The organism is Rufibacter glacialis (assembly GCF_008271745.1).
GTDB lineage: Bacteria > Bacteroidota > Bacteroidia > Cytophagales > Hymenobacteraceae > Nibribacter > Nibribacter glacialis.
Genome location: NZ_VKKZ01000019.1, coordinates 518131 through 537267, shown reverse-complemented (window position 1 = coordinate 537267; position 19137 = coordinate 518131). Strand labels below are relative to the sequence as shown.

The following is a 19137-nucleotide window of genomic DNA, read 5'->3' as shown; positions in this document are numbered from 1 at the left end:
ATTGCCCCTACCTGCCACAACTCAGGCAAAGGACTTTCATGCTCTAGATCAGGCGAGCGTGTAATTCACGAACAGCGCCAGAGCCAACGAGAACACCAGTACCATCAAATAAGTGGCATGTACCAACAGGGTTTTCATGAAAGCCGTAAGTACCTTTTCATGGAACACCCGTCGCAGGGCCACGAACAGATATACAAACATTACGGCAAAAGCTAACTTAACCAGCAGTTCCACTTGCAGCCAGTTCCCTAAAAGCGCGACCAAGGAAAGAAGGATAAAGACAAAGCAATGTACATGGATGGAAAAGATCAGGTGTTCTATGTAAAACTTCTTCTGTCTTAGGTGAAACCCTTTCAGGATAAGGGCGAACAGTGGCATCAGGAAGAACATAAGCATGGAGATGGTTTTCAAGATCTTCTGGTCTACCTCGGCATCACTTTTCTGCAACCACTTGGCCTCCTGCCGCTCCATGAACTGGTGAAACTTACCTTTCTTTTCTGGCTGCCCTTGGGTAAGGCCACCGGCTCTATCATTTTTAGCTTCCAGATCATAGACAATAAGGCCGAAGAACATGGTGCGCACCCTGTTTCCATGGGCGTCCAGGGTTTGGCCAGAGAAAACCCCCGGCTCACCGGGAGCGCTGCTTTCTGAGCCCCCCACCGCGAAAGACAAGATGAGGAAGAAAAAGAAACTGATGAAAACATACAACCGAAAAGGGGGAACATAAGAAGCGCGCCGGTTCCCTATGAATTCCTCAGTGAGTTTGCCGGGTTTCAACAGCAGGTACTTTACCGTTGTGAAAAACTTGGTGTCAAAATGCAGGGTATTCTCCAGCAGCTCCAGAAACAGGTGTCCCGCCGGTAAACGGAAATCATGGTTTTCCTGTCCGCACCTGGCGCAGTAGTTATCAACTTCTTTAAAGGTGTACTGGCAGTTAGGACAATGGGTGAATTTTCTTTGGGCAACGTGCGACATACCTCTTGGTTCTGACGGAGAGACGAGAAGGCAAGGTACTCCTTTTCTTTAAAGACTTGTTCTCCTCTTCATTGGATTTGTTGCCTAGTTCCTCCCAATTCTGTTTTATCAAATCGTTTAGCGTTGGCAGGCCTTTCAAGACCCTGCTAAACCTTTTTATCCGGCTACCTTCTTTCTCCTGCACACAAATTTTTGGCACAAAAGGAGGCATCAAGGATTATATTCTTATATTCAGCAGCCAAAAAATCTAATATTCGCTCTTTCAACATCAACTGAACTAACCAACAGAACACCATGAACCAACCTTTGCAAACGCCCCATGAGATTCTGGAAAGCCCTGATTTCAAAAGACTGGTCAAAAAACGCTGGTCGGTTTCGCTGGTGCTCACCTGCACCATGTTGATCGTCTATTTTGGGTTTCTGCTGCTGGTGGCCTTCAACAAACAAGTGCTGGCTACCAGGATAGGGGAATACACCACGCTGGCCATTCCCATTGGCTTGGGCATCATCCTGTTTGCCTGGGTTTTGACAGGCATCTATGTTTTCTGGGCGAACAACCACTATGATACCGCCGTGGAAAATCTCAAAAACAAAATCTCCTAGTCCTTCCTCCTTCTCTCACCAACCTACAACAAACGCTTCATGTACTTGTCTCTCCTGCTTCAGGCCACTCCCACCACCTCCTCGTTGGGTACGGCCAACCCGGTTTCCATTGGCATGTTCTTCCTGTTTGTGGCCGTCACCCTGTACATTACCTACTGGGCGGCTAAGAAAACCAAAACCGGCTCTGAATTCTATGCCGCGGGCCGCAGTATCTCGGGCTTCCAGAACGGCCTGGCCCTGGCCGGTGATTACATGAGCGCCGCCTCTTTCCTAGGCATTGCGGGCATGGTGGCCACCAAGGGGTATGACGGGCTCATCTACTCCATCGGGTTTCTGGTGGGCTGGCCGCTCATCATGTTCCTGATTGCCGAACCCCTGCGGAACCTGGGCAAGTACACCTTCGCGGATGTGGTGGCGTTCCGGCTGCGGCAACGCCCCATCCGGATCGTTTCCTCGGTGGGTTCCCTGATGACGATCGCCTTTTACCTCATTGCCCAGATGGTGGGCGCCGGGGGCTTGATTAAAACCCTTTTCGGGCTGGAATACGAGATTGCCGTGGTGGTAGTGGGCATTGTGATGACGCTGTACGTCTTGTTTGGGGGCATGATTGCTACTACCTGGGTCCAGATCATCAAGGCGGTGTTGCTGTTGAGCGGAGCCACGGTACTGGTGCTGCTGTCGCTGGCCAAATTCGGCTTTAGCCCGGCTGCCCTTCTGGAGAACGTCAGCACCACCTACGGACAGGAAATGCTGTCGCCGGGCGGGTATATCACCAACCCGTTTGACGCCCTTTCTTTAGGCTTGGCGCTCATGCTGGGCACGGCCGGCTTGCCGCACATCCTCATGCGTTTCTACACCGTGCCTGATGCCAAGGCTGCCCGCAAGTCGGTATTCGTGGCCACGGGCTTTATTGGGTATTTTTACCTGCTCACCTTTTTGATCGGGTTCTCGGCCATGGCACTGGTGGGCAAGCCTTCCATTGAGGCCATTGACAAAGGCGGAAACATGGCCGCTCTCTTACTGGCCGAACAAACCGGCGGTACAGCCTTCCTGGGCTTTATTGCCGCGGTGGCCTTCGCCACGATCCTGGCCGTGGTGGCCGGCCTGACTTTGTCTGGGGCTTCCAGCATATCGCATGACCTGTACGTGCACGTGTTCAAGAAGGGGGTGTCTGACGAGAAAGGCGAGATGAAGGTAGCCCGGCGCGCCACCGTGGCCCTGGGCATTCTTTCAATTTTGCTGGGCTTGGTGTTCAAGGGCCAGAATGTGGCCTTTATGGTGGGACTGGCCTTCTCCATTGCTGCCAGCGCCAACTTCCCGGCGCTGCTCATGTCTATCATCTGGAAACGCTTCACTACCAAGGGTGCCGTCTGGAGCATCGCCACGGGCGCTATTCTGTCTTTGGTTCTGATTGTGTTGAGCCCTACTATCATGGTAGACATCATGGGCTACGAGGAGGCTATTTTCCCCCTCAAGAACCCGGCGCTGGTCTCCATGTCCGGGGCCTTCCTGATGGGGATCGTGGTTTCCCTGCTGCAGCCTGAACCCGCCGCCGCCGCCAAGTTTGAGTCGGAGAAACTGCGCACCTACCTGGGGGTGGGCGCCGAGTAAGGTTTGATCTTATCAAAACGTGTTTGGAGGCTATTTTTCAGGAAGTAGCCTCCAAACGCGTTTTAAAGGGAATAGGCACAGACACTCGTAGGAGCTGCGCACACTACGAGGTCCTTTGAGTAGGCGGTTTGCCGGCAGGAGACCGAGCCAAGGGAAGGGGTAATTAGAAAGTGTAAACATTCCCCTTCGCCCCCTTCAAAGGGGGAATATCTGGAATGCGTGGGAGACAAGGCCTGCGGGGGACCGAAAGATGGCAATGCGTGAGAGACAAGGCCTGCGGGGGAGCGAAAGATGGCAATGCGTGAGAGACAAGGCGGTGCCATTGTCTCTACGATGTTCTGTTATTAACTTCTCTCGCATTGCCCATTCCAGTCTTTCCCGAGCGCGCCTCGCTTTTGGCCCTAGATAGACGATAACTAAGAGCAATAGACCCTTCAGGCCGAAAGGGCAGTGCGAGAGGGGAAGACGGGGCCTCGCGGCCGTGAGCGCACAGAGGGCAGCCATGCAACAACAAAGCATAAGGGCCTCGCATCAGACAACCACTACGCCAGCAACGGCATAAAGCATGTGCTCATTCAGTCAGCAACGGCAAAAAGCATGCTCCACAACACCAAGCGGTACTCAAAAGCCATCATAAATTTTGGCAACGGCATCAAAGGCCGCCCGGCCCCATAACCCACACCGTTATACTTTTCCTAGCCGAAGCGGTCTTATTTAAGGGGTGTTTTCGCCAAAACCCGGTAAAAACGGAATAGATAGCTTTAAATCTTGGCTCCTTCCGCAGAACTTCTATATTTAGGCCTCCAAACCCACCTAACAAACACATGGATTACCGCATAAAATCTTTTGAAGAGTACCAGGAAACCTACCAGAGAAGTGTAGAACAGCCAGAGGAATTCTGGGCTGGCATCGCCGAGAATTTCACGTGGCGCAAAAAGTGGGACCAGGTACTTGACTGGAATTTTGAGGAACCAAAGGTGAAATGGTTTGTCAACGGCAAACTGAACATCACCGAGAACTGCCTGGACCGGCACCTGGCCACCCGCGGCAATAAACTGGCGTTGATCTGGGAGCCCAATGACCCCAAAGAGCGCTTTATCCGGTTCACGTACCGTGAATTGCATGAGAAAGTGTGCCAGATGGCCAATATCCTCAAGCGCAACGGCGTGAAGAAAGGCGACCGTGTGTGCATTTACATGCCCATGATCCCGGAACTGGCGTTCAGTGTGCTGGCCTGCGCCCGCATTGGGGCCGTCCATTCCGTGATCTTCGCGGGTTTCTCCCATACCGCCATGGCCGACCGCATCAATGACGCTGAGGCCAAAGTAGTGCTTACCTCAGACGGCCTGAACCGTGGCCCTAAACAGATACCGGTGAAACGCGTGGTAGACGAAGCCCTGGAGACCTGCCCCACCGTGGAAAAAGTGGTGGTGGTAGACCGTGTGGGCTGGGCCGTGAACATGGTAGAAGGCCGTGACGTCTGGTACCATGAAGAACTTCAGCACGTAGACAAAAACTGCCCCGCAGAGGAAATGGATTCCGAAGACCTGCTCTTCATACTTTACACCTCCGGCTCCACGGGCAAACCCAAAGGCGTGGTGCACACCTGCGGTGGCTATATGGTCAACACAGACTACACCTTCCGGAACGTGTTCCAGTACGAAGAAAGCGACATCTACTGGTGCACCGCTGATATTGGCTGGGTAACCGGGCACTCGTACCTGCTATATGGGCCGCTGCTTTCCGGGGCCACCACGCTCCTATTTGAAGGCGTGCCTTCGTTCCCAGATGCGGGCCGCTTCTGGCAGGTGATAGACAAGTTCGGGGTCAACATCTTCTACACCGCTCCTACGGCCATCAGGTCGTTGATGGCATCAGGCCTGGACCATGTACTGTCTTATAGTCTGGATTCCTTGAAGGTGCTGGGCTCAGTGGGCGAACCAATTAACGAAGAGGCCTGGCATTGGTACCACATCCACGTGGGCAAAGAGCGTTGCCCGGTGGTGGATACGTGGTGGCAAACTGAGACGGGCGGCATCATGCTCAGTTCACTGGCCAACGTGACGCCTACCAAACCTGGACATGCGGCCTTCCCGCTGCCGGGTGTGCAGCCCATTCTGATAGACCAGGCCGGCGAAGAGATCACCGAGAACGAGCAGGAAGGCTACCTGTGCATGAAGTTCCCTTGGCCCGGCATGATCAGGACAACCTACGGCGACCACGAACGGTGCCGCCAAAGCTATTTCAGTGCCTATAAGAACCTGTACTTTACCGGTGACGGCGCCAAGCGCGATGCCAACGGCCTGTGGCGCATTATTGGGCGGGTAGATGACGTGATCAACGTATCGGGCCACCGCTTCGGCACCGCCGAAATTGAGAACGCCATCAACCAAAACAAGCACATAGTGGAAAGTGCCGTGGTAGGGTACCCGCACGACGTGAAAGGCCAGGGCATCTACGCCTTTGTGGTCTGCGGTGATGAGGCCCCCCAAAGCCCTGAGCACCTGCGGGCCGAGGTGATTGAAACGGTGGTAGACCAGATAGGCAAAATAGCCAAGCCAGACAAGATCCAGATTGTGAGTGGCCTGCCCAAGACCCGGTCAGGGAAAATCATGCGCCGCATTCTGCGGAAAGTGGCCGAGGGGGAAACCTCCAACCTGGGGGATACCAGCACCTTGCTAGACCCACCCATTGTAGATGAGATTATCAAAGGGGCCTTGTAGGCCCCTTTTTTTGGCTTATTTCTTCCCAACCAAAAAGAAGGCGGGGTGGCAAACGGTACGCGGCGTCAACCTTTTAAGCCCGGACAAGTAAGCAATAGAACTGGTTTCTCTAGAAGAGGCCCTTGCACCGTACTTAACCGTTGACACCATGAACTTAGATTTTCAACATGACCAGGAAGCCCAGCAGTTTACCGCTCTGCTGGAGAACGAAGATATAGGGGAGCTGGCCTATGCCTTGCCAGATGAGGACACCATTGATTTCCAGCACACCTTCATTGAAGAAGAACACCGCGGCAAGGGGTACGCTGACCAACTCATCAAACATGGCCTGGATTACGCCGCTTCTAAAGGGCTAGAGGTGCGGGCCACCTGCCAGGCAGTAGCCAGTTACCTGGAGCGAAACCCGAAGTAGAACCCTGCCTTCTTTGCTCCGTGACCCAACTCCCCTAAACTGGAAAAGCAGCCAACTGCCGTTCCCGTTTAGGGGAGTTTTTCATAAAAAGAGGCCAAAAAGAAAGAGCCAGGGACAACCCGGCTCTTTCCTCAACAAACAAACTAAACAAGCACTTGCTTAGGCCTTGGGTATTTTCAAGACCCAACCCACGTCAATCAGATCTGGGTCTTTGATCTTGTCTAAGTTGGCCTGGTGGATCTTGTGCCACTGTTGGGCATCCCCGTAAAAGTTCTTGGCGATCTTTGAAAGTGAATCACCGCTTTTCACGGTATAGGTGTCATAGGCGGGCTGCTGGGGAGCAGCGGCGGGTTGCGCTGCGGCAGGCTGTGCCGGGGCCGCAGGCTTGGCAGCGGGTTGAGCCGCCGGTTTCTGAACCGGTTTCTCCTCCCCTTTCTTTAAAAAGTCAAATAGTCCCATAGTTGTATTTTTTGGTTACCTGTATTTCCCCAATCATTGCAAGTGAACTGGTATACAAGCTAATTCTTACGCACCCCTTGAGTATAAGTTTGTTAATTTTTAATAGAACTGTCCGTAAAAACCCACGTATGAAAACGGAATCCGCCTACAGTGGATACGTAGGAACCTGAACCAAACCATTACGACTATGAAAATGCAAATTGTATCTCCGGCCACCCGTCTGCTCACGCTCGTTTGCCTGGTGTGGCTAAGCGCTTTCTCCTTCAGCTGCAACAAGAAGGCAGAAACCGGGGGAGATTCCCAGATGATTTCCGGGACCACCAGCAAGATCTGGAAAGCCAGCAAAGAAACTACCGCCGCCGGCGAAAAAGACAAGCTCACTTCAGAGGAGAAACAGGAGCAGATCCAGTTTTTCGCCAACGGAAACTTCACCCAGACCTCAGAAAGCCAGTCGGCCAACGGTACCTGGACATACAGCGCCCCTAACAAGACCCTGAGCCTTACCTATGCCAACAACAACGTGAGCGAGAACTTCACCGTGTCTGAATTAGACGAGGATGACCTGAAGTTACAGGCCCCAGACGGCTCTACCCTTACCCTGAAGGCCGAATAAGCCCTACTTCTCAGAAAAGCGATAACCCACTCAAACAGCTTTGAGTGGGTTATTTTTTGCCTTGGTTCCGCCTTGCCTGCCATAATCCTAAAGCTGGCTTGGCTTTTCGTTTGCGCCTTGTTTTCCAAAAGCGTAGTATTAACCCACGTACCCTTTTCCTGCTTCTATGAGATTCCGTCTGCACCTGTTTGAACTGGAAGACCAGGCTTGGTTCCCGCACGTGGTGCGGCAGGGCATGATGGACGTGCTGCGGTTCATGATCACGGCGCTGGGCATCTACAAACCCGTGGTACCGCTCCTGCTCAAAGGGCTGGCCCATACCCGCCAGACGCAACTGGTAGACCTTTGCTCAGGCGCCGGGGGCGGCATTCAGCAGGTATGGCAGGAACTGGAGCAACAGGCGGGCCAGCGCTTCACCATCACCCTCACCGATAAATTCCCCAACGTGGAGGCCTACCGGTTTCTGGCAGAACAGACCAAGGGCGCGCTCCGGTTTGAGGAAACGCCCGTAGATGCCACGGCCGTACCCGATTCGCTCACCGGTTTCCGGACCGTTTTCTCCGCGTTTCATCATTTCAGACCCCAAACGGCCACTGCTATCTTAGCTGATGCCGTGCGGCAGAACCAGGGCATTGCCGTGTTTGAGGGCGCCGGCAAGCGGTGGTATGAGCTATTGCTGGTATGGCTGGTGTTCCCTTGGGCTATTTTGCTGCTCACGCCTTTTATCAGGCCCTTCACCTGGAGCCGCCTCTTCTATACGTACCTAGTACCGCTTATTCCGTTGGGCACCATCTGGGACGGCACCGTTTCCCTGTTCAGGTTGTACACCCCGGAGCACCTGGAGAAACTCACTGCTGCGGTGCAGGCCCCGCACTACACCTGGCACATTGGCCGGGCCCGGCACTGGAGCGGCACCGGCGTCATCTATTTAGTAGGCTACCCTTCGTAAATCACTTCTATGAACACCTCCTGGCGTGATGCCTGGCGTCTGCTCCGCATCCCTTTCTCGCTGTTCCTGATGCCCATTTTCTGGTTTGCCCTCAGCGCGGCTCCGGAAGTCTCTCCCTGGAAAGCCTTGGCGGTGTTCCTGATTTTGCATGTGCTGGTGTACCCGGCCAGCAACGGCTACAACTCTTACTATGACCGGGACGAGGGCAGTATTGGCGGCCTCAAACATCCGCCCAAGGTCACCCAGACGCTCTATTGGCTCGTGCTGGCCTTCGATTTTCTGGCGGTGGCCTTCTCTTTGCTGCTTTCCTGGCTTTTCGCGGGAATGGTGCTGGCGTATCTGCTGGTGTCAAAAGCCTATAGTTACCAGGGCATCAGGCTGAAAAAATACCCCATTCTGAGCACCGTGGTGGTGGTGGTTTTCCAGGGGGCTTTCACGTTTGTGATGGTGCAAGTGGGCATCGGCACCGCCGAAGACATCCTCACCAGCCGGAACAACCTGTTGTTGGCGCTGGTGAGTTCCCTCTTCCTTTGCGGTTCTTACCCGCTCACGCAGGTCTACCAGCACCAGGAAGATGCCCGGCGCGGCGATCAGACCCTGAGTCTGAAACTGGGCCTGTGGGGCACCTTTCTCTTTGCCGCCTGCAGTTTACTTCTGGCAACCGCGGTGCTGCTGTACACCTATTGGCTGCGCCAGGAGCTGTTACACGGCTTTATCTTCTTGCTGGGCACCGGACCGGTACTGCTGGTTTTCAGTCAATGGCTACTAAAGGTGCGGCAGAATCCTTCGGCGGCTAACTTTGAGAATACCATGCGCATGAACAAGGTGTCTTCCCTGTGCATGAGCTTCTCCTTTGGCTTGATGTTGCTGTGGCAGCTCTGGAAAACCTAAGATACGCGAACTATGACTGGCCTAGCACGTACATCGTTTTTAGGCCAATTCTCTGAAAACATGTTGAAAATCTTTTGGGTAGCGGTACTGGCCTTCCTGTTCAGTTGCCAATCTTCTCCTTCTGAAGAAACTACTACTTCCTCGTCCGCCAAGACCTCCGCCTCCCAAAAAAACGGGAAAACCAAACCCATGGTGAAGCTGCCCGTGCAGCACATAGTCCAGCGCACGCACCCCTTCTCCTCTGACCAGGCACCTGATTATTTCCGGCTGGCCCTGCACGGCCATTCCATAGCCAAGGGCGAGGTAGAATTCACCATCACCACCCAAGACGGGCAGGAAATCTACGAAGAGAACTTTCCGGCCGCTGATCTGGAGGCTAGTATGGTCAACGAGGTACCCAGCCCCACCACCCCTACTGTCTCTGAGCGGGAGGCCTACATTCTTAAACGCATGGACGAGTTTGTGCAGCCCACTGACTTTGTAGCCCCCGCCATTGCACCCAATGCCCCCGTGCAGGCCTCGTTCGTGAACGAAACCACTTGGAAACGCATCCAAGCCAATCCCAAAGCCATTGGGTTCAAGTACCTGCTGGGCAAAGAGGACGGGCGGCTGCTCGTATATGACCCAGAGAAGAAAAAAGCGGTGCGCTACGGTAGCTTTGGCGGGTAACTTGGTTGCTAGTTGTTGGTTGTTGATTGTTAGTTGTTAGTTGTTGATTGCTGGTGGCCAGGATAACAACAATTTCCACTGGCGCTAGTCTCTAAGCCCCTGCCAGAAGATACAATCAAAGCGATTTGCGCCCTCTTCCTTAAAAACAGCCATAAAACAAGAAATATCTTAAAAACGGGAATGCCCCGCAGAGAAATCTGCGGGGCATTCCCGTTTCTGCAACACAGAATGAATCTTGTGTCTTATGTCTTACGTCTTGTGTCTTGCGTCTCTACAAAACTAGCTGTTCATGGAGATCAGGAATTCGTCATTGTCTTTGGTGCCTTTCATGCGGTCTTTCAGGAATTCCATGGCCTCTACTGAGTTCATGTCAGACATGAATTTACGCAGGATCCAGACACGGCTGAGTTCGTCGCGGTCCATGAGCAGGTCCTCGCGGCGGGTACCAGACGCAGGAACATCAATAGCAGGGTACACGCGCTTGTTCGCGAGTTTACGATCCAGCTGAAGTTCCATGTTACCGGTTCCTTTGAATTCCTCGAAGATCACCTCATCCATTTTAGAGCCAGTGTCAATCAAGGCCGTGGCAATGATGGTCAACGAGCCGCCATTCTCCACGTTACGGGCCGCCCCGAAGAAACGCTTAGGCTTGTGCAACGCGTTGGCATCTACCCCACCCGATAGGATTTTACCGGAAGAAGGAACCACCGTGTTATAAGCCCGGGCCAGACGAGTGATAGAATCCAGTAGAATTACCACATCATGTCCGCACTCTACCATACGCTTGGCTTTGTCCAGCACAATGCTGGAGATTTTCACGTGGCGCTCGGCTTGCTCGTCAAAGGTAGAGGCAATCACCTCGGCTTTCACGCTGCGGGCCATGTCGGTTACCTCCTCGGGGCGCTCATCAATCAACAGGATCATGAGGTACACTTCGGGGTGGTTCTCGGTGATGGCGTTCGCGATCTCTTTCAAGAGAACCGTTTTACCGGTTTTCGGCTGGGCCACGATCAAACCACGCTGTCCTTTCCCTATGGGGGCGAACAGGTCCATGATGCGGGTGGAGTATTGGCTGGAGCGGGTGGTCAGTTTCAGGCGCTCTTCCGGGAAAAGAGGCGTTAAATGCTGGAACGGAATCCGGTCCCTGATTTCCTCGGTGGTGCGTCCGTTCACAGAGTCCACCTTCAGCAACGCGAAATATTTCTCGCCTTCTTTGGGGGCCCGCACGGTTCCTTTCACGGTATCGCCGGTTTTCAGGCCAAACAATTTGATCTGCGACGGAGACACATAGATATCATCTGGGCTGGCCAGGTAATGGTAGTGGGCCGAACGCAAAAAGCCGTAACCATCTTGCATCAGTTCCAGCACGCCCTCATTAGCGATTACCCCATCAAACTCACGCATGTTGTTGGCGTTGTTGTTCTGCTGCTGGGCCCGGTTCTGGTTCTGGTTTGTATTCTGCGGAGGGTTCTGCTCGCGGCGGTTCTGCCAGTTGGGTCCATTCTCGCGGGGTTCGCGGTTCTGGTTCTGGTTTTCTCTTGGCTCGCGGGGCTGGTTTTCGCGGGGTTGGTTTTCTCTTGGTTGGTTTTCCCTTGGCTCGCGCTGCTCACGGGGCTCTCTGGCCACGTTCTCTCTTGGCTGGAATTCTCTCTGCTCGCGGGGTTCCCTTTGCTCTCTGGCTTCTCTGGGCGCCGTATTTTCGCGGGGTTCACGCGGCTGGAACTCGCGGGGCTGCGGACGGTTCTCACGCGGCTCACGGGGTTCTACGCGGGCTTGCTCTCTTTCCCTTACATCTTCCCGCAAGGCGCGGGGAGCACGCTGCCGGTCTTCGCGTGCAGCGGCCGGGGCACGTTCTGCTCTGGCGGGGCGTTCAGGCGCTGTTCTGGCCGCACGGGCCGGGGCTGGAGCGGGGGCCGGAGCATCCGGTACGGGAGCTGGCTCAAACACCAGAGACTCTTGTACAGGGGCTACGGGCGCATTCACTGCCTCGGCTACGGGGGCCTCCAGGGCCGGTGCTTCTTCCACTGCTACGGGAGCAGAGTCCTGCTCGTCTGCCTTCCGTGACGCTTTTTTATATTTCTTGGGGAGATTTTCAAGGGGGGTAACGGCCTGCTGATCCAGGATTTTGTAAATCAGGTCCTGCTTGCTGAGCTTCTTAAAGTTGGTGACGCCGAGGTTTTCAGCAATCTCTTTGAGTTCTGAAAGAAGAGAATCTTTCAACTCGTCAATGTTGTACATAAATAGAATGAATTAGCTATTCGGTTTAAATGCATAGCAGTTGCAGAGCGCAACGGGCAGACGGATAAAAACAGGAAAAATTGGTGTGTAAGACGTAATGAAGAACCCGGATGGCGGTCGTTCAGAAAATGTACTGCAATGTTAGACAGCCTCGTTCTAATTACCAAGCAATACGAGTGATTTTATATATAAAGTTACACAAATTCTTATAAAAAAGTATCTGTTGCCGCAGCCTATTTAAAATATTCTATTTTTGCGGACAGATAAACAGACGCACCATGTTACAGATACCCGTTTTACGCGAGCAAACCGATCTTGTTTTAGCCGGCTTACAGAAAAGGAACTTTCCTAACGCGGCCCAGGAAGTACAATCTCTGCTGGATCTGGACCAGCAGCGGCGGTCCCTGCAAACGGAGCGCGATGAACTTTTAGGCCGCGCCAACGCCCTGGCCAAGGAAATTGGCGGCCTAATGAAAAACGGCCAGAAAGAGCAGGCAGAGGCTTTAAAAAGTGAAACTGCTGAACTGAAGCTGAAAACCAAGGCGCTGGACGAGGAAGTACAGAACCTGGAGCAGGCCCTGCAGCAGGCCCTCTATAAATTACCCAATATCCCGCACAGCAGCGTGCCCGCCGGCCGTTCCGCTGAGGACAATGAAGTGGTGTTGGAGCATGGTACTATCCCGGCTTTGCCGGAAGATGCCCAACCGCACTGGGAGCTCATCAAGCAATATGATATTATTGACTTTGAACTGGGCAATAAGATCACCGGGGCGGGATTTCCAGTGTACAAAGGCCAGGGTGCCCGTCTGCAGCGCGCGCTTATCAACTTCTTTCTGGAAGAAGCCCTCCAAGCCGGGTATGCAGAGGTGCAGCCGCCCATTATGGTGAACGAGGCCTCTGGGTACGGCACCGGCCAACTCCCCGACAAAGAGGGCCAGATGTACCACGCCACCGCGGACAACCTGTACCTGATCCCCACCGCCGAGGTGCCCATCACCAACTTGTACCGTGACGAGATCATCGCGGAAGGAAAACTCCCCATCAAACACGTGGGCTACACCCCTTGCTTCCGGCGCGAGGCAGGTTCCTGGGGTGCCGACGTGCGGGGCCTGAACCGCCTGCACCAGTTTGACAAAGTGGAGATTGTACAGATTCAGGCACCGGAAAAATCCTATGAAGCCTTAGAGGAAATGAGCCTCTACATCCAAGGATTGCTGCAGAAACTGGAACTCCCCTACCGCGTGCTTCGGCTCTGCGGCGGCGATATGGGCTTCACCTCTGCCCTCACCTATGACATGGAAGTGTACTCTGCCGCGCAAGGCCGTTGGCTGGAGGTAAGTTCTTGCAGCAACTTTGAAACGTACCAAGCCAACAGGTTGAAATTGCGACAGCGCACCGAAGGCGGTAAGCCTCAGTTGCTTCATACCTTGAACGGCAGCGCCCTAGCTTTGCCGCGTATTGTGGCGGCCTTGCTTGAGAACAACCAGACTCCGGAAGGTATCAAAATACCGAATGCGCTGCATGCGTATACTGGGTTTGAGATGATCACTAGATAAGGGATATCTCTTCCATTTCCTTGCTATTGACTTAAAGCGTTTGAGGCCTGTTTTAGATAAACAGGCCTCAAACGCTTTTCTTATTTTTGTTTTATGGAGTGTTTTTGGAAAGGATGTTTTCTCTGAAAACCTGTGGTGCACGCCTTTTGCCATGGCTGGCGTGGCGGCGGCTGTTGGCGAGGCCCTTATGCTTTGTTGTTACATAGCTGCCCTCCGAGCGCTCACGGCCGCGAGGCCCCGTCTTCCCCTCTCGCACTGCCCTTTCGGCCTGGACTGTTCTTTTCTTTTAGCTGCTGCCTTTCTATGGCCAAAAGCGAGGCGCGCTCGGGAAAGACTGGAACAGGGGAAAGTAGCATAAACGGTAAGGAGAACCCTGTAGAGACAACGGCACCGCCTTGTCTCTTTACGCATGGCCTCCTTTTTGCTTTCACACATTCCTCCCGCCACGCATTACCGCCAGCTCAAAAGACCTCGTAGTGTCCGGAGGTCCTACGAGTGTCTAGGCCAATATCGGTTGAAGACTGTTTTTTATAAACTTCCTCTGCAACGGGTGGTCTTTTCTTTAGCTGATAACCCTCTGATAAGGCGAAGTGGAGGTTGACACCAGTGGGACCACACGTATGAAAGCCCACCAATCCTTCTTTCGATCAGACAACCACACGTACTATTTCCAGCGGGTTTTCACCTAAGTTGCCCAAAACTATAGCCCATGCCTTTTAATTGGCTTCGGCCAAGGCTGCGTCCAGTTCTTCCGGTGAAGGGTTTTTCAAGGGTTTCTGCTCTCCTACCACCACCATGGGGAACCGCACTCTGCCGCGGTTCATGTCCTGGATGGCTTGCATGGCTTCATCGCTTTTCTCAACGTTGATGTAGTCGTAAGAAACGTTGTGCGTCTTGAAGTAGTCCTGAATGGCAATGGTCTTTTTGCACCAGTCAGCACCGTACAGAAGGGGTTTGGCAGCCATAGCTTGAAGAATTGGTATGCCCTTTTCTACGTCTTTCCCTGAAAACAGGCTAAAAACAAACGGTCTCTGGCGCCTAGCTACTTTTGAGGTGCCACCACCGGCAACTGGAAATCGAATTGGATTTCGCGCATGCACCGGAAGTGCCTTTGCGGGCATTTGGAATAGCCAATCTTGGAGCAGGGCCGGCAGTACAGATTTTTTACTTCCATCACCTCGTAATCAGCGGTGTAAGGGTACATCCCAAATTCGGGCACCGTGTTGCCCCAGATACTGTAGATCTTCTTCTGGAAGGCCGCGGCAATGTGCATGAGTCCGGTATCATGGCTGAAGACGGCCTGCGCCTGCCGCACCAGAGAGGCAGAGCCGTTCAGGTTGTATTGGCCGCAGGCGTTATAGATACGGGTCTGGTTATCCGGGTAAGGGGAAGTTTTTGAAAAATAAGGCTCAGAGGTGAAGTAGGTCTCTATCAGGTGGGCCACCGGCGCATCTTCTTTGCCGCCTAGCAGCACAATGGGGCCGTTTATTTTCTGGCACAATTCAATCAAACGGTCAACGGGCAACCGCTTGGTATAATGCTGCGCCCCGATGGCTATGGCGTAGTATCCTTTTTGATGCGGTTCAGGAAGCGTGTTTACGTTTACCTCGTCTTTCTCCGGAATGAAATAATCCAAACCCTGACCATCGTTCTTCACTCCCAGGGATTCCGCAGTAGCCAGGTACCGGTCCACAATGTGTACATCAGGCATACGGTTGATCTTGAACTTCACCAAGAGCCATTTGCGGTAGTTGAGCTTGTTGAAGCTTCGGTGCGGACGGCCTAGTTGGACTTTGATAAGGCGGGTACGCAGGTTGTGGTGCAGGTCCAGCACCAGGTCATAGTTCTCGGCCTTGAGCTGCGTGACCAGCTCTTTGAGGGAATCCTCCAAGCAAAAGACCTTGTCCACGTAGGGGTTGCTGGCGATGATATTCCGGAAAGCGGCCTTCGTGCAGAAATGAACCTCGGCCCCGGGCACCTGTTCTTTCACGCACCGGATAACCGGGGTGGTAAGCACAATATCGCCAATGGAGGAGAACCGGATAATGAGGATTTTTTTCACGCGCCTTCCGTTTGTTGCCGCGCAAAGGTACGGGTTGCCTGGGAAATTTCCTGCGCGTAGGCAGTGCTTGTCTAAGCTGGTTCTGTTTTACCGCCGTTTCCTGAAAAAGGCTAGGGAAAGGGTCATCCGGAGAAGGAGCATTTGTTCCCTCTTTGATTGTCATCTTGAAAGGATCTTGTGGGCGAACGGTAATAGCGCTGTGGTAAATGCTATTCTAGTACGCCCACAAGATCTTTCCAAGATGACAGGTAAGAGGCTGAGGAAGAAAAAAAGCCTGTGACGTTCATCACAGGCTATTCCTTAAAAGGGCTAATTCTATCACAACCCATATTTGTCAATCAGGTACACGAGCGCGGCCATAGAGGCGCCGCCTAATTCCAACTCGCGGCGGTTTACTTTGTCAAAGGTGTCGTTGGCGGTGTGGTGGATGTCAAAATAGCGCTGAGAGTCTGGCCTGAAACCAATCAAAGCCACACGGTCATCCTTGAGCGGGCCAATGTCGGCGCCACCGCCGTTGCGGTCAATGTCGTGCAGGCCGTAGGGAGCCAGCAGGTCTTTCCAGGAAAGGGCTTTCTGGAAAGTGGCCTCGGTGGTGGTGGCAATCCCGAACCCGCGGGGCGTGAACCCACCGGCATCAGACTCAATGGCGGCAATGTGTTTCTCGCCCTGTTTCTTGGCCACCTCCGCGTACTTGGTGCCGCCGCGCAGGCCGTTTTCCTCGTTCATGAACATTACCGCCCTGATGGTGCGTTTGGGTTTGTAGCCCATCGAGCGCATCAGGCGCAGCACCTCCATGGACTGCACACAGCCGGTGCCGTCGTCATGGGCGCCCTCGCCAATGTCCCAACTGTCCAGGTGGCCGCCTACTACAATGATCTCGTCGGGTTTCTCAGAGCCTTTGATTTCACCGATCACGTTATAGCTGAGCACGTCTGGGAGCCACTGTGGGTTCATGCGCAGGTGGAACTGCAGTTTATCGTCTTCTTTCAGCAATTTACTTAAAACATCGGCACCTTTGGTACTGATGGCTACGGCCGGAATCCTGGGAGCGCCATCCGCGTAGCGTAGGCCGCCGGTGTGCGGGAAATCATCGGTATTGGAGGCCATGGACCGCACCACCACCGCGACGGCGCCCAGTTTACCGGCCTCTGAAGGACCGCTGGAGCGCTGGTCTACCGCCCCGCGGTAGGCATGGCCGGTAATGATATGGGTTTGGTCAAAGGGCCGGTTGAAGAAGACAATCTTGCCTTGTACTTTTTTCTTGCCCAGCTTTTTGAGTTCGTCAATGCTTTGCACCTCCACCACCTCGGCGGTGAGGCCGTTAGCCGGCGTAGCCACCGAGCCTCCCAGGGCCAGCACATTCACCTCCCGGGTAGGCGTGATCTTGGAGTTCACAATGGCCGCGTATTCTTTGTCGCCGCGCACCCAATGCGGCACCATCACTTCTTGCAGGTACACGCGGTCCAAGCCCATTTTATCCATTTCCTGGCGGGCCCATTCCACGGCCGCAGCGGCCTGCGGGGAACCGCTCAACCGGGCGCCAATGCGGCTGGTGAGGTACCTCAATTGTTCATAGCTCTGCCCCTGGGTGAGGGCCAGGTCATAGATCTTGCGGATGTGTAGGGAATCTTGGTTCTGGGCACTGGCCGCCAGCGGGAGGCAGAGCAGACCCGCCAGGGTAAGTTTCTTTAGGGAGCGAAGCATGTTGGTTAGGTTGGGATTATCTAAGTCGCGATTTACGACACAGACGGCAGAAACCGAAATACTAGAAAATAGAATTATGGGAAAGGCAAAAGTATCTCTCCTCTTTTGTCATTCTATCTCCCGCCCAACTGTTATCATACCCACTTCGTTATTATCATCTGCTCTCTCCCTTGTTGTCAACCTGAAAGGATCTTGTGGGCAAACTAGATAGACAGTTGTGTTGGCGAGGTTACCGTTCGCTACCAAGATCCTTTCAGGATGACAAAAAGAAAGTAGGAGCACCTAAAAAGCTGAACGACAAAAAAACGGCGGCAGCAGAAAGAAGGAAGCAATTGAATCATAGCAGCCATTGCCTAAAGAAATCAATTGAGAAGAGTAGCCCATCATATAAGAAGCCACCAATTGTGAGAAAATAGATAGCAGTAGACAATAAGCGATAGAAACGAAGGGAGGACACAAAGAGACCTTAGAGTTATGTGAGAACACAACAAGCTCTTTGGTTTCACTTCAATTCCACATTTACTTCAACTCCAAAATCCTTTTCAAATCTGCAGCAGAAACGGTGAGCAAGCCCACCGGCGGAAGGCGCTCCGTTAAGGTACGCCAGTTTTTGTCTGCCTTGAATACGGGCTGTAGAATTTTGAGGGCTTCCTCCAGGTTGCCGTTATTGGCTAGGGTGATGCCGTGCCAGTACTGCATCTCCAGGTTGTCGGGTTGCAGTCTTTTGGCGGCGCTGTATTCCTTCATGGCCAGCGGCATGTCGTTTTTCTCCACGGCCAGGTCACCGTTGTTCATGTGTTCATAGGCGCGTTGCACGGTGAGCAACCGGCGTAGTTCTTTTAATGGCGCCTCATGGTCATCTACCCGAAGGTCTACCAGGCGTTCATTCCAGGGTTCTTTCTTGCTTTTGCCGGGCACCACCAGCAGGGCCGCTGATTGTTTGCCCCGGATGTCTCCGCCCTGGGCTTCAGCGGCATCCAATACGGCCAGCATCCGCTCTGCCAACGGAAGGTGGGCGTTCTGTTCAAAGGCTTTGGCCATGGCCGGCCATACGCCCTCGGTGAGCATCATGTTGGCCTGCACCGAGAAGTCTTTGCCCGTGATGTGCCCCGCGTACATGATGCACTTCTTACCGGTATGGGTGGCTACCCCACCTTTGGCATCTAAGATGGCCACCTGGCGCACGTCGCGGCCAGCATCATTAGAGAGCAGGATCTTCAGGGTTTCCTCAGCAGTCTTGCCTTGCTTCATCAAAGCCAACCCGCGGGGCCCGAAGGATTTATTCGTGAACGATTGCGTGGCCACTACCCCCACGCCGGCTTCGCCCCAACTCACCGCCGTGCCCACTGAAAACCAGTGGCTTTGCACGGCCACCGCCATCTCCCCGGTTTTAGGGTCTCGGGCGACAATGGAATAGGTATGGGCTAGGGGTTCCTGGGGTGTGTACACCTGGGCCGCGGCCGGTTGGGCCACTACCCAAGCACCCAGGCCCAGCAGAATAAGAAGCTTTTTCATGGAGTGGTTTCTCTGGAAATAATATATTGAGAGTACAAATATGTGGAAGGTACAGAAAATTAGCGGTGGGTTTTTGTTTTTCCACAGTTGGTTTCTGGGTGCTTTTTCAAAAACAAGCGGTAAACCCCACCCTTTACAGGGAATAATTTCAAGGTGA

General features: G+C 53.6%; 16 protein-coding genes. 9 read left to right on the top strand and 7 right to left on the bottom strand.

What is annotated here, in order from left to right; genetic code table 11:
* Positions 1-48: 48 nt before the first annotated feature.
* Complete coding sequence (locus tag FOE74_RS06850; RefSeq protein WP_149097847.1) at positions 49-975, bottom strand: DUF3667 domain-containing protein; 927 nt, start codon at positions 973-975, stop codon at positions 49-51.
* Between the two features lie 294 nt (positions 976-1269).
* Between FOE74_RS06850 and FOE74_RS06845 the strand changes: the two genes are divergently transcribed.
* The 4 genes from FOE74_RS06845 to FOE74_RS06830 all read left to right on the top strand — a co-directional run bounded on the left by FOE74_RS06845 (position 1270) and on the right by FOE74_RS06830 (position 6324).
* A complete protein-coding gene (locus FOE74_RS06845) occupies positions 1270-1578 on the top strand; it encodes a DUF485 domain-containing protein (protein ID WP_149097846.1) in 309 nt (102 codons plus the stop codon).
* Between the two features lie 39 nt (positions 1579-1617).
* Positions 1618-3189 carry a sodium:solute symporter family transporter gene (locus FOE74_RS06840; protein WP_149097845.1) on the top strand — a complete coding sequence of 524 codons (1572 nt, stop codon included), beginning with the start codon at positions 1618-1620 and terminating at the stop codon, positions 3187-3189.
* Between the two features lie 824 nt (positions 3190-4013).
* On the top strand, positions 4014-5912 hold the full coding sequence (gene acs / locus FOE74_RS06835; protein WP_149097844.1) for an acetate--CoA ligase: 1899 nt from the start codon (positions 4014-4016) through the stop codon (positions 5910-5912).
* Positions 5913-6006: 94 nt separating this feature from the next.
* Positions 6007-6324 carry a GNAT family N-acetyltransferase gene (locus FOE74_RS06830; protein WP_308422685.1) on the top strand — a complete coding sequence of 106 codons (318 nt, stop codon included), beginning with the start codon at positions 6007-6009 and terminating at the stop codon, positions 6322-6324.
* A gap of 159 nt (positions 6325-6483) precedes the next feature.
* Here the strand turns inward: FOE74_RS06830 and FOE74_RS06825 are convergent, their stop codons facing one another.
* Entirely contained in the window at positions 6484-6783 is a 300-nt protein-coding gene (locus FOE74_RS06825; RefSeq protein WP_149097842.1) for a LysM peptidoglycan-binding domain-containing protein, read from the bottom strand.
* 187 nt (positions 6784-6970) lie between these two features.
* Here FOE74_RS06825 and FOE74_RS06820 point away from each other — a divergent pair, with 187 nt between their 5' ends.
* The 4 genes from FOE74_RS06820 to FOE74_RS06805 all read left to right on the top strand — a co-directional run bounded on the left by FOE74_RS06820 (position 6971) and on the right by FOE74_RS06805 (position 9905).
* Positions 6971-7396, top strand: coding sequence for a lipocalin-like domain-containing protein (locus tag FOE74_RS06820; RefSeq protein ID WP_149097841.1), 426 nt, complete (start codon positions 6971-6973; stop codon positions 7394-7396).
* 166 nt (positions 7397-7562) lie between these two features.
* On the top strand, positions 7563-8345 hold the full coding sequence (locus FOE74_RS06815; RefSeq protein ID WP_149097840.1) for a class I SAM-dependent methyltransferase: 783 nt from the start codon (positions 7563-7565) through the stop codon (positions 8343-8345).
* Positions 8346-8354: 9 nt separating this feature from the next.
* On the top strand, positions 8355-9236 hold the full coding sequence (locus FOE74_RS06810; protein ID WP_149097839.1) for a UbiA family prenyltransferase: 882 nt from the start codon (positions 8355-8357) through the stop codon (positions 9234-9236).
* Between the two features lie 60 nt (positions 9237-9296).
* On the top strand, positions 9297-9905 hold the full coding sequence (locus FOE74_RS06805; protein ID WP_149097838.1) for a hypothetical protein: 609 nt from the start codon (positions 9297-9299) through the stop codon (positions 9903-9905).
* 279 nt (positions 9906-10184) lie between these two features.
* Here the strand turns inward: FOE74_RS06805 and rho are convergent, their stop codons facing one another.
* Positions 10185-12143 carry a transcription termination factor Rho gene (rho, locus tag FOE74_RS06800; RefSeq protein WP_149097837.1) on the bottom strand — a complete coding sequence of 653 codons (1959 nt, stop codon included), beginning with the start codon at positions 12141-12143 and terminating at the stop codon, positions 10185-10187.
* 278 nt (positions 12144-12421) lie between these two features.
* Here rho and serS point away from each other — a divergent pair, with 278 nt between their 5' ends.
* On the top strand, positions 12422-13699 hold the full coding sequence (gene serS, locus FOE74_RS06795; protein ID WP_149097836.1) for a serine--tRNA ligase: 1278 nt from the start codon (positions 12422-12424) through the stop codon (positions 13697-13699).
* Between the two features lie 716 nt (positions 13700-14415).
* Here the strand turns inward: serS and FOE74_RS21175 are convergent.
* The 4 genes from FOE74_RS21175 to FOE74_RS06775 form a co-directional block, all read right to left on the bottom strand.
* Positions 14416-14664, bottom strand: a complete 249-nt coding sequence (locus tag FOE74_RS21175; RefSeq protein WP_188686465.1) for a glutaredoxin family protein — start codon at positions 14662-14664, stop codon at positions 14416-14418.
* 77 nt (positions 14665-14741) lie between these two features.
* Positions 14742-15761, bottom strand: coding sequence for a glycosyltransferase family 9 protein (locus tag FOE74_RS06785; RefSeq protein WP_149097834.1), 1020 nt, complete (start codon positions 15759-15761; stop codon positions 14742-14744).
* A 318-nt stretch (positions 15762-16079) separates the two neighbouring features.
* Positions 16080-17465, bottom strand: coding sequence for a M28 family peptidase (locus FOE74_RS06780; RefSeq protein WP_149097833.1), 1386 nt, complete (start codon positions 17463-17465; stop codon positions 16080-16082).
* A gap of 519 nt (positions 17466-17984) precedes the next feature.
* Entirely contained in the window at positions 17985-18980 is a 996-nt protein-coding gene (locus FOE74_RS06775) for a DUF1028 domain-containing protein (RefSeq protein WP_149097832.1), read from the bottom strand.
* Positions 18981-19137 lie beyond the last annotated feature (157 nt).

What these genes read in the sequence shown, in the direction of transcription:
- FOE74_RS06815 (WP_149097840.1), top strand. Translation starts at nt 7,563, where the DNA reads ATGAGATTCCGTCTGCACCTGTTTGAACTGGAAGACCAGGCTTGGTTC.
- FOE74_RS06840 (WP_149097845.1), top strand. Translation starts at nt 1,618, where the DNA reads ATGTACTTGTCTCTCCTGCTTCAGGCCACTCCCACCACCTCCTCGTTG.
- FOE74_RS06825 (WP_149097842.1), bottom strand. Translation starts at nt 6,783, where the DNA reads ATGGGACTATTTGACTTTTTAAAGAAAGGGGAGGAGAAACCGGTTCAG.
- FOE74_RS06810 (WP_149097839.1), top strand. Translation starts at nt 8,355, where the DNA reads ATGAACACCTCCTGGCGTGATGCCTGGCGTCTGCTCCGCATCCCTTTC.
- FOE74_RS06850 (WP_149097847.1), bottom strand. Translation starts at nt 975, where the DNA reads ATGTCGCACGTTGCCCAAAGAAAATTCACCCATTGTCCTAACTGCCAG.
- FOE74_RS06780 (WP_149097833.1), bottom strand. Translation starts at nt 17,465, where the DNA reads ATGCTTCGCTCCCTAAAGAAACTTACCCTGGCGGGTCTGCTCTGCCTC.
- FOE74_RS21175 (WP_188686465.1), bottom strand. Translation starts at nt 14,664, where the DNA reads ATGGCTGCCAAACCCCTTCTGTACGGTGCTGACTGGTGCAAAAAGACC.
- FOE74_RS06845 (WP_149097846.1), top strand. Translation starts at nt 1,270, where the DNA reads ATGAACCAACCTTTGCAAACGCCCCATGAGATTCTGGAAAGCCCTGAT.
- acs (WP_149097844.1), top strand. Translation starts at nt 4,014, where the DNA reads ATGGATTACCGCATAAAATCTTTTGAAGAGTACCAGGAAACCTACCAG.
- FOE74_RS06775 (WP_149097832.1), bottom strand. Translation starts at nt 18,980, where the DNA reads ATGAAAAAGCTTCTTATTCTGCTGGGCCTGGGTGCTTGGGTAGTGGCC.
- FOE74_RS06820 (WP_149097841.1), top strand. Translation starts at nt 6,971, where the DNA reads ATGAAAATGCAAATTGTATCTCCGGCCACCCGTCTGCTCACGCTCGTT.
- FOE74_RS06805 (WP_149097838.1), top strand. Translation starts at nt 9,297, where the DNA reads ATGTTGAAAATCTTTTGGGTAGCGGTACTGGCCTTCCTGTTCAGTTGC.
- serS (WP_149097836.1), top strand. Translation starts at nt 12,422, where the DNA reads ATGTTACAGATACCCGTTTTACGCGAGCAAACCGATCTTGTTTTAGCC.
- rho (WP_149097837.1), bottom strand. Translation starts at nt 12,143, where the DNA reads ATGTACAACATTGACGAGTTGAAAGATTCTCTTCTTTCAGAACTCAAA.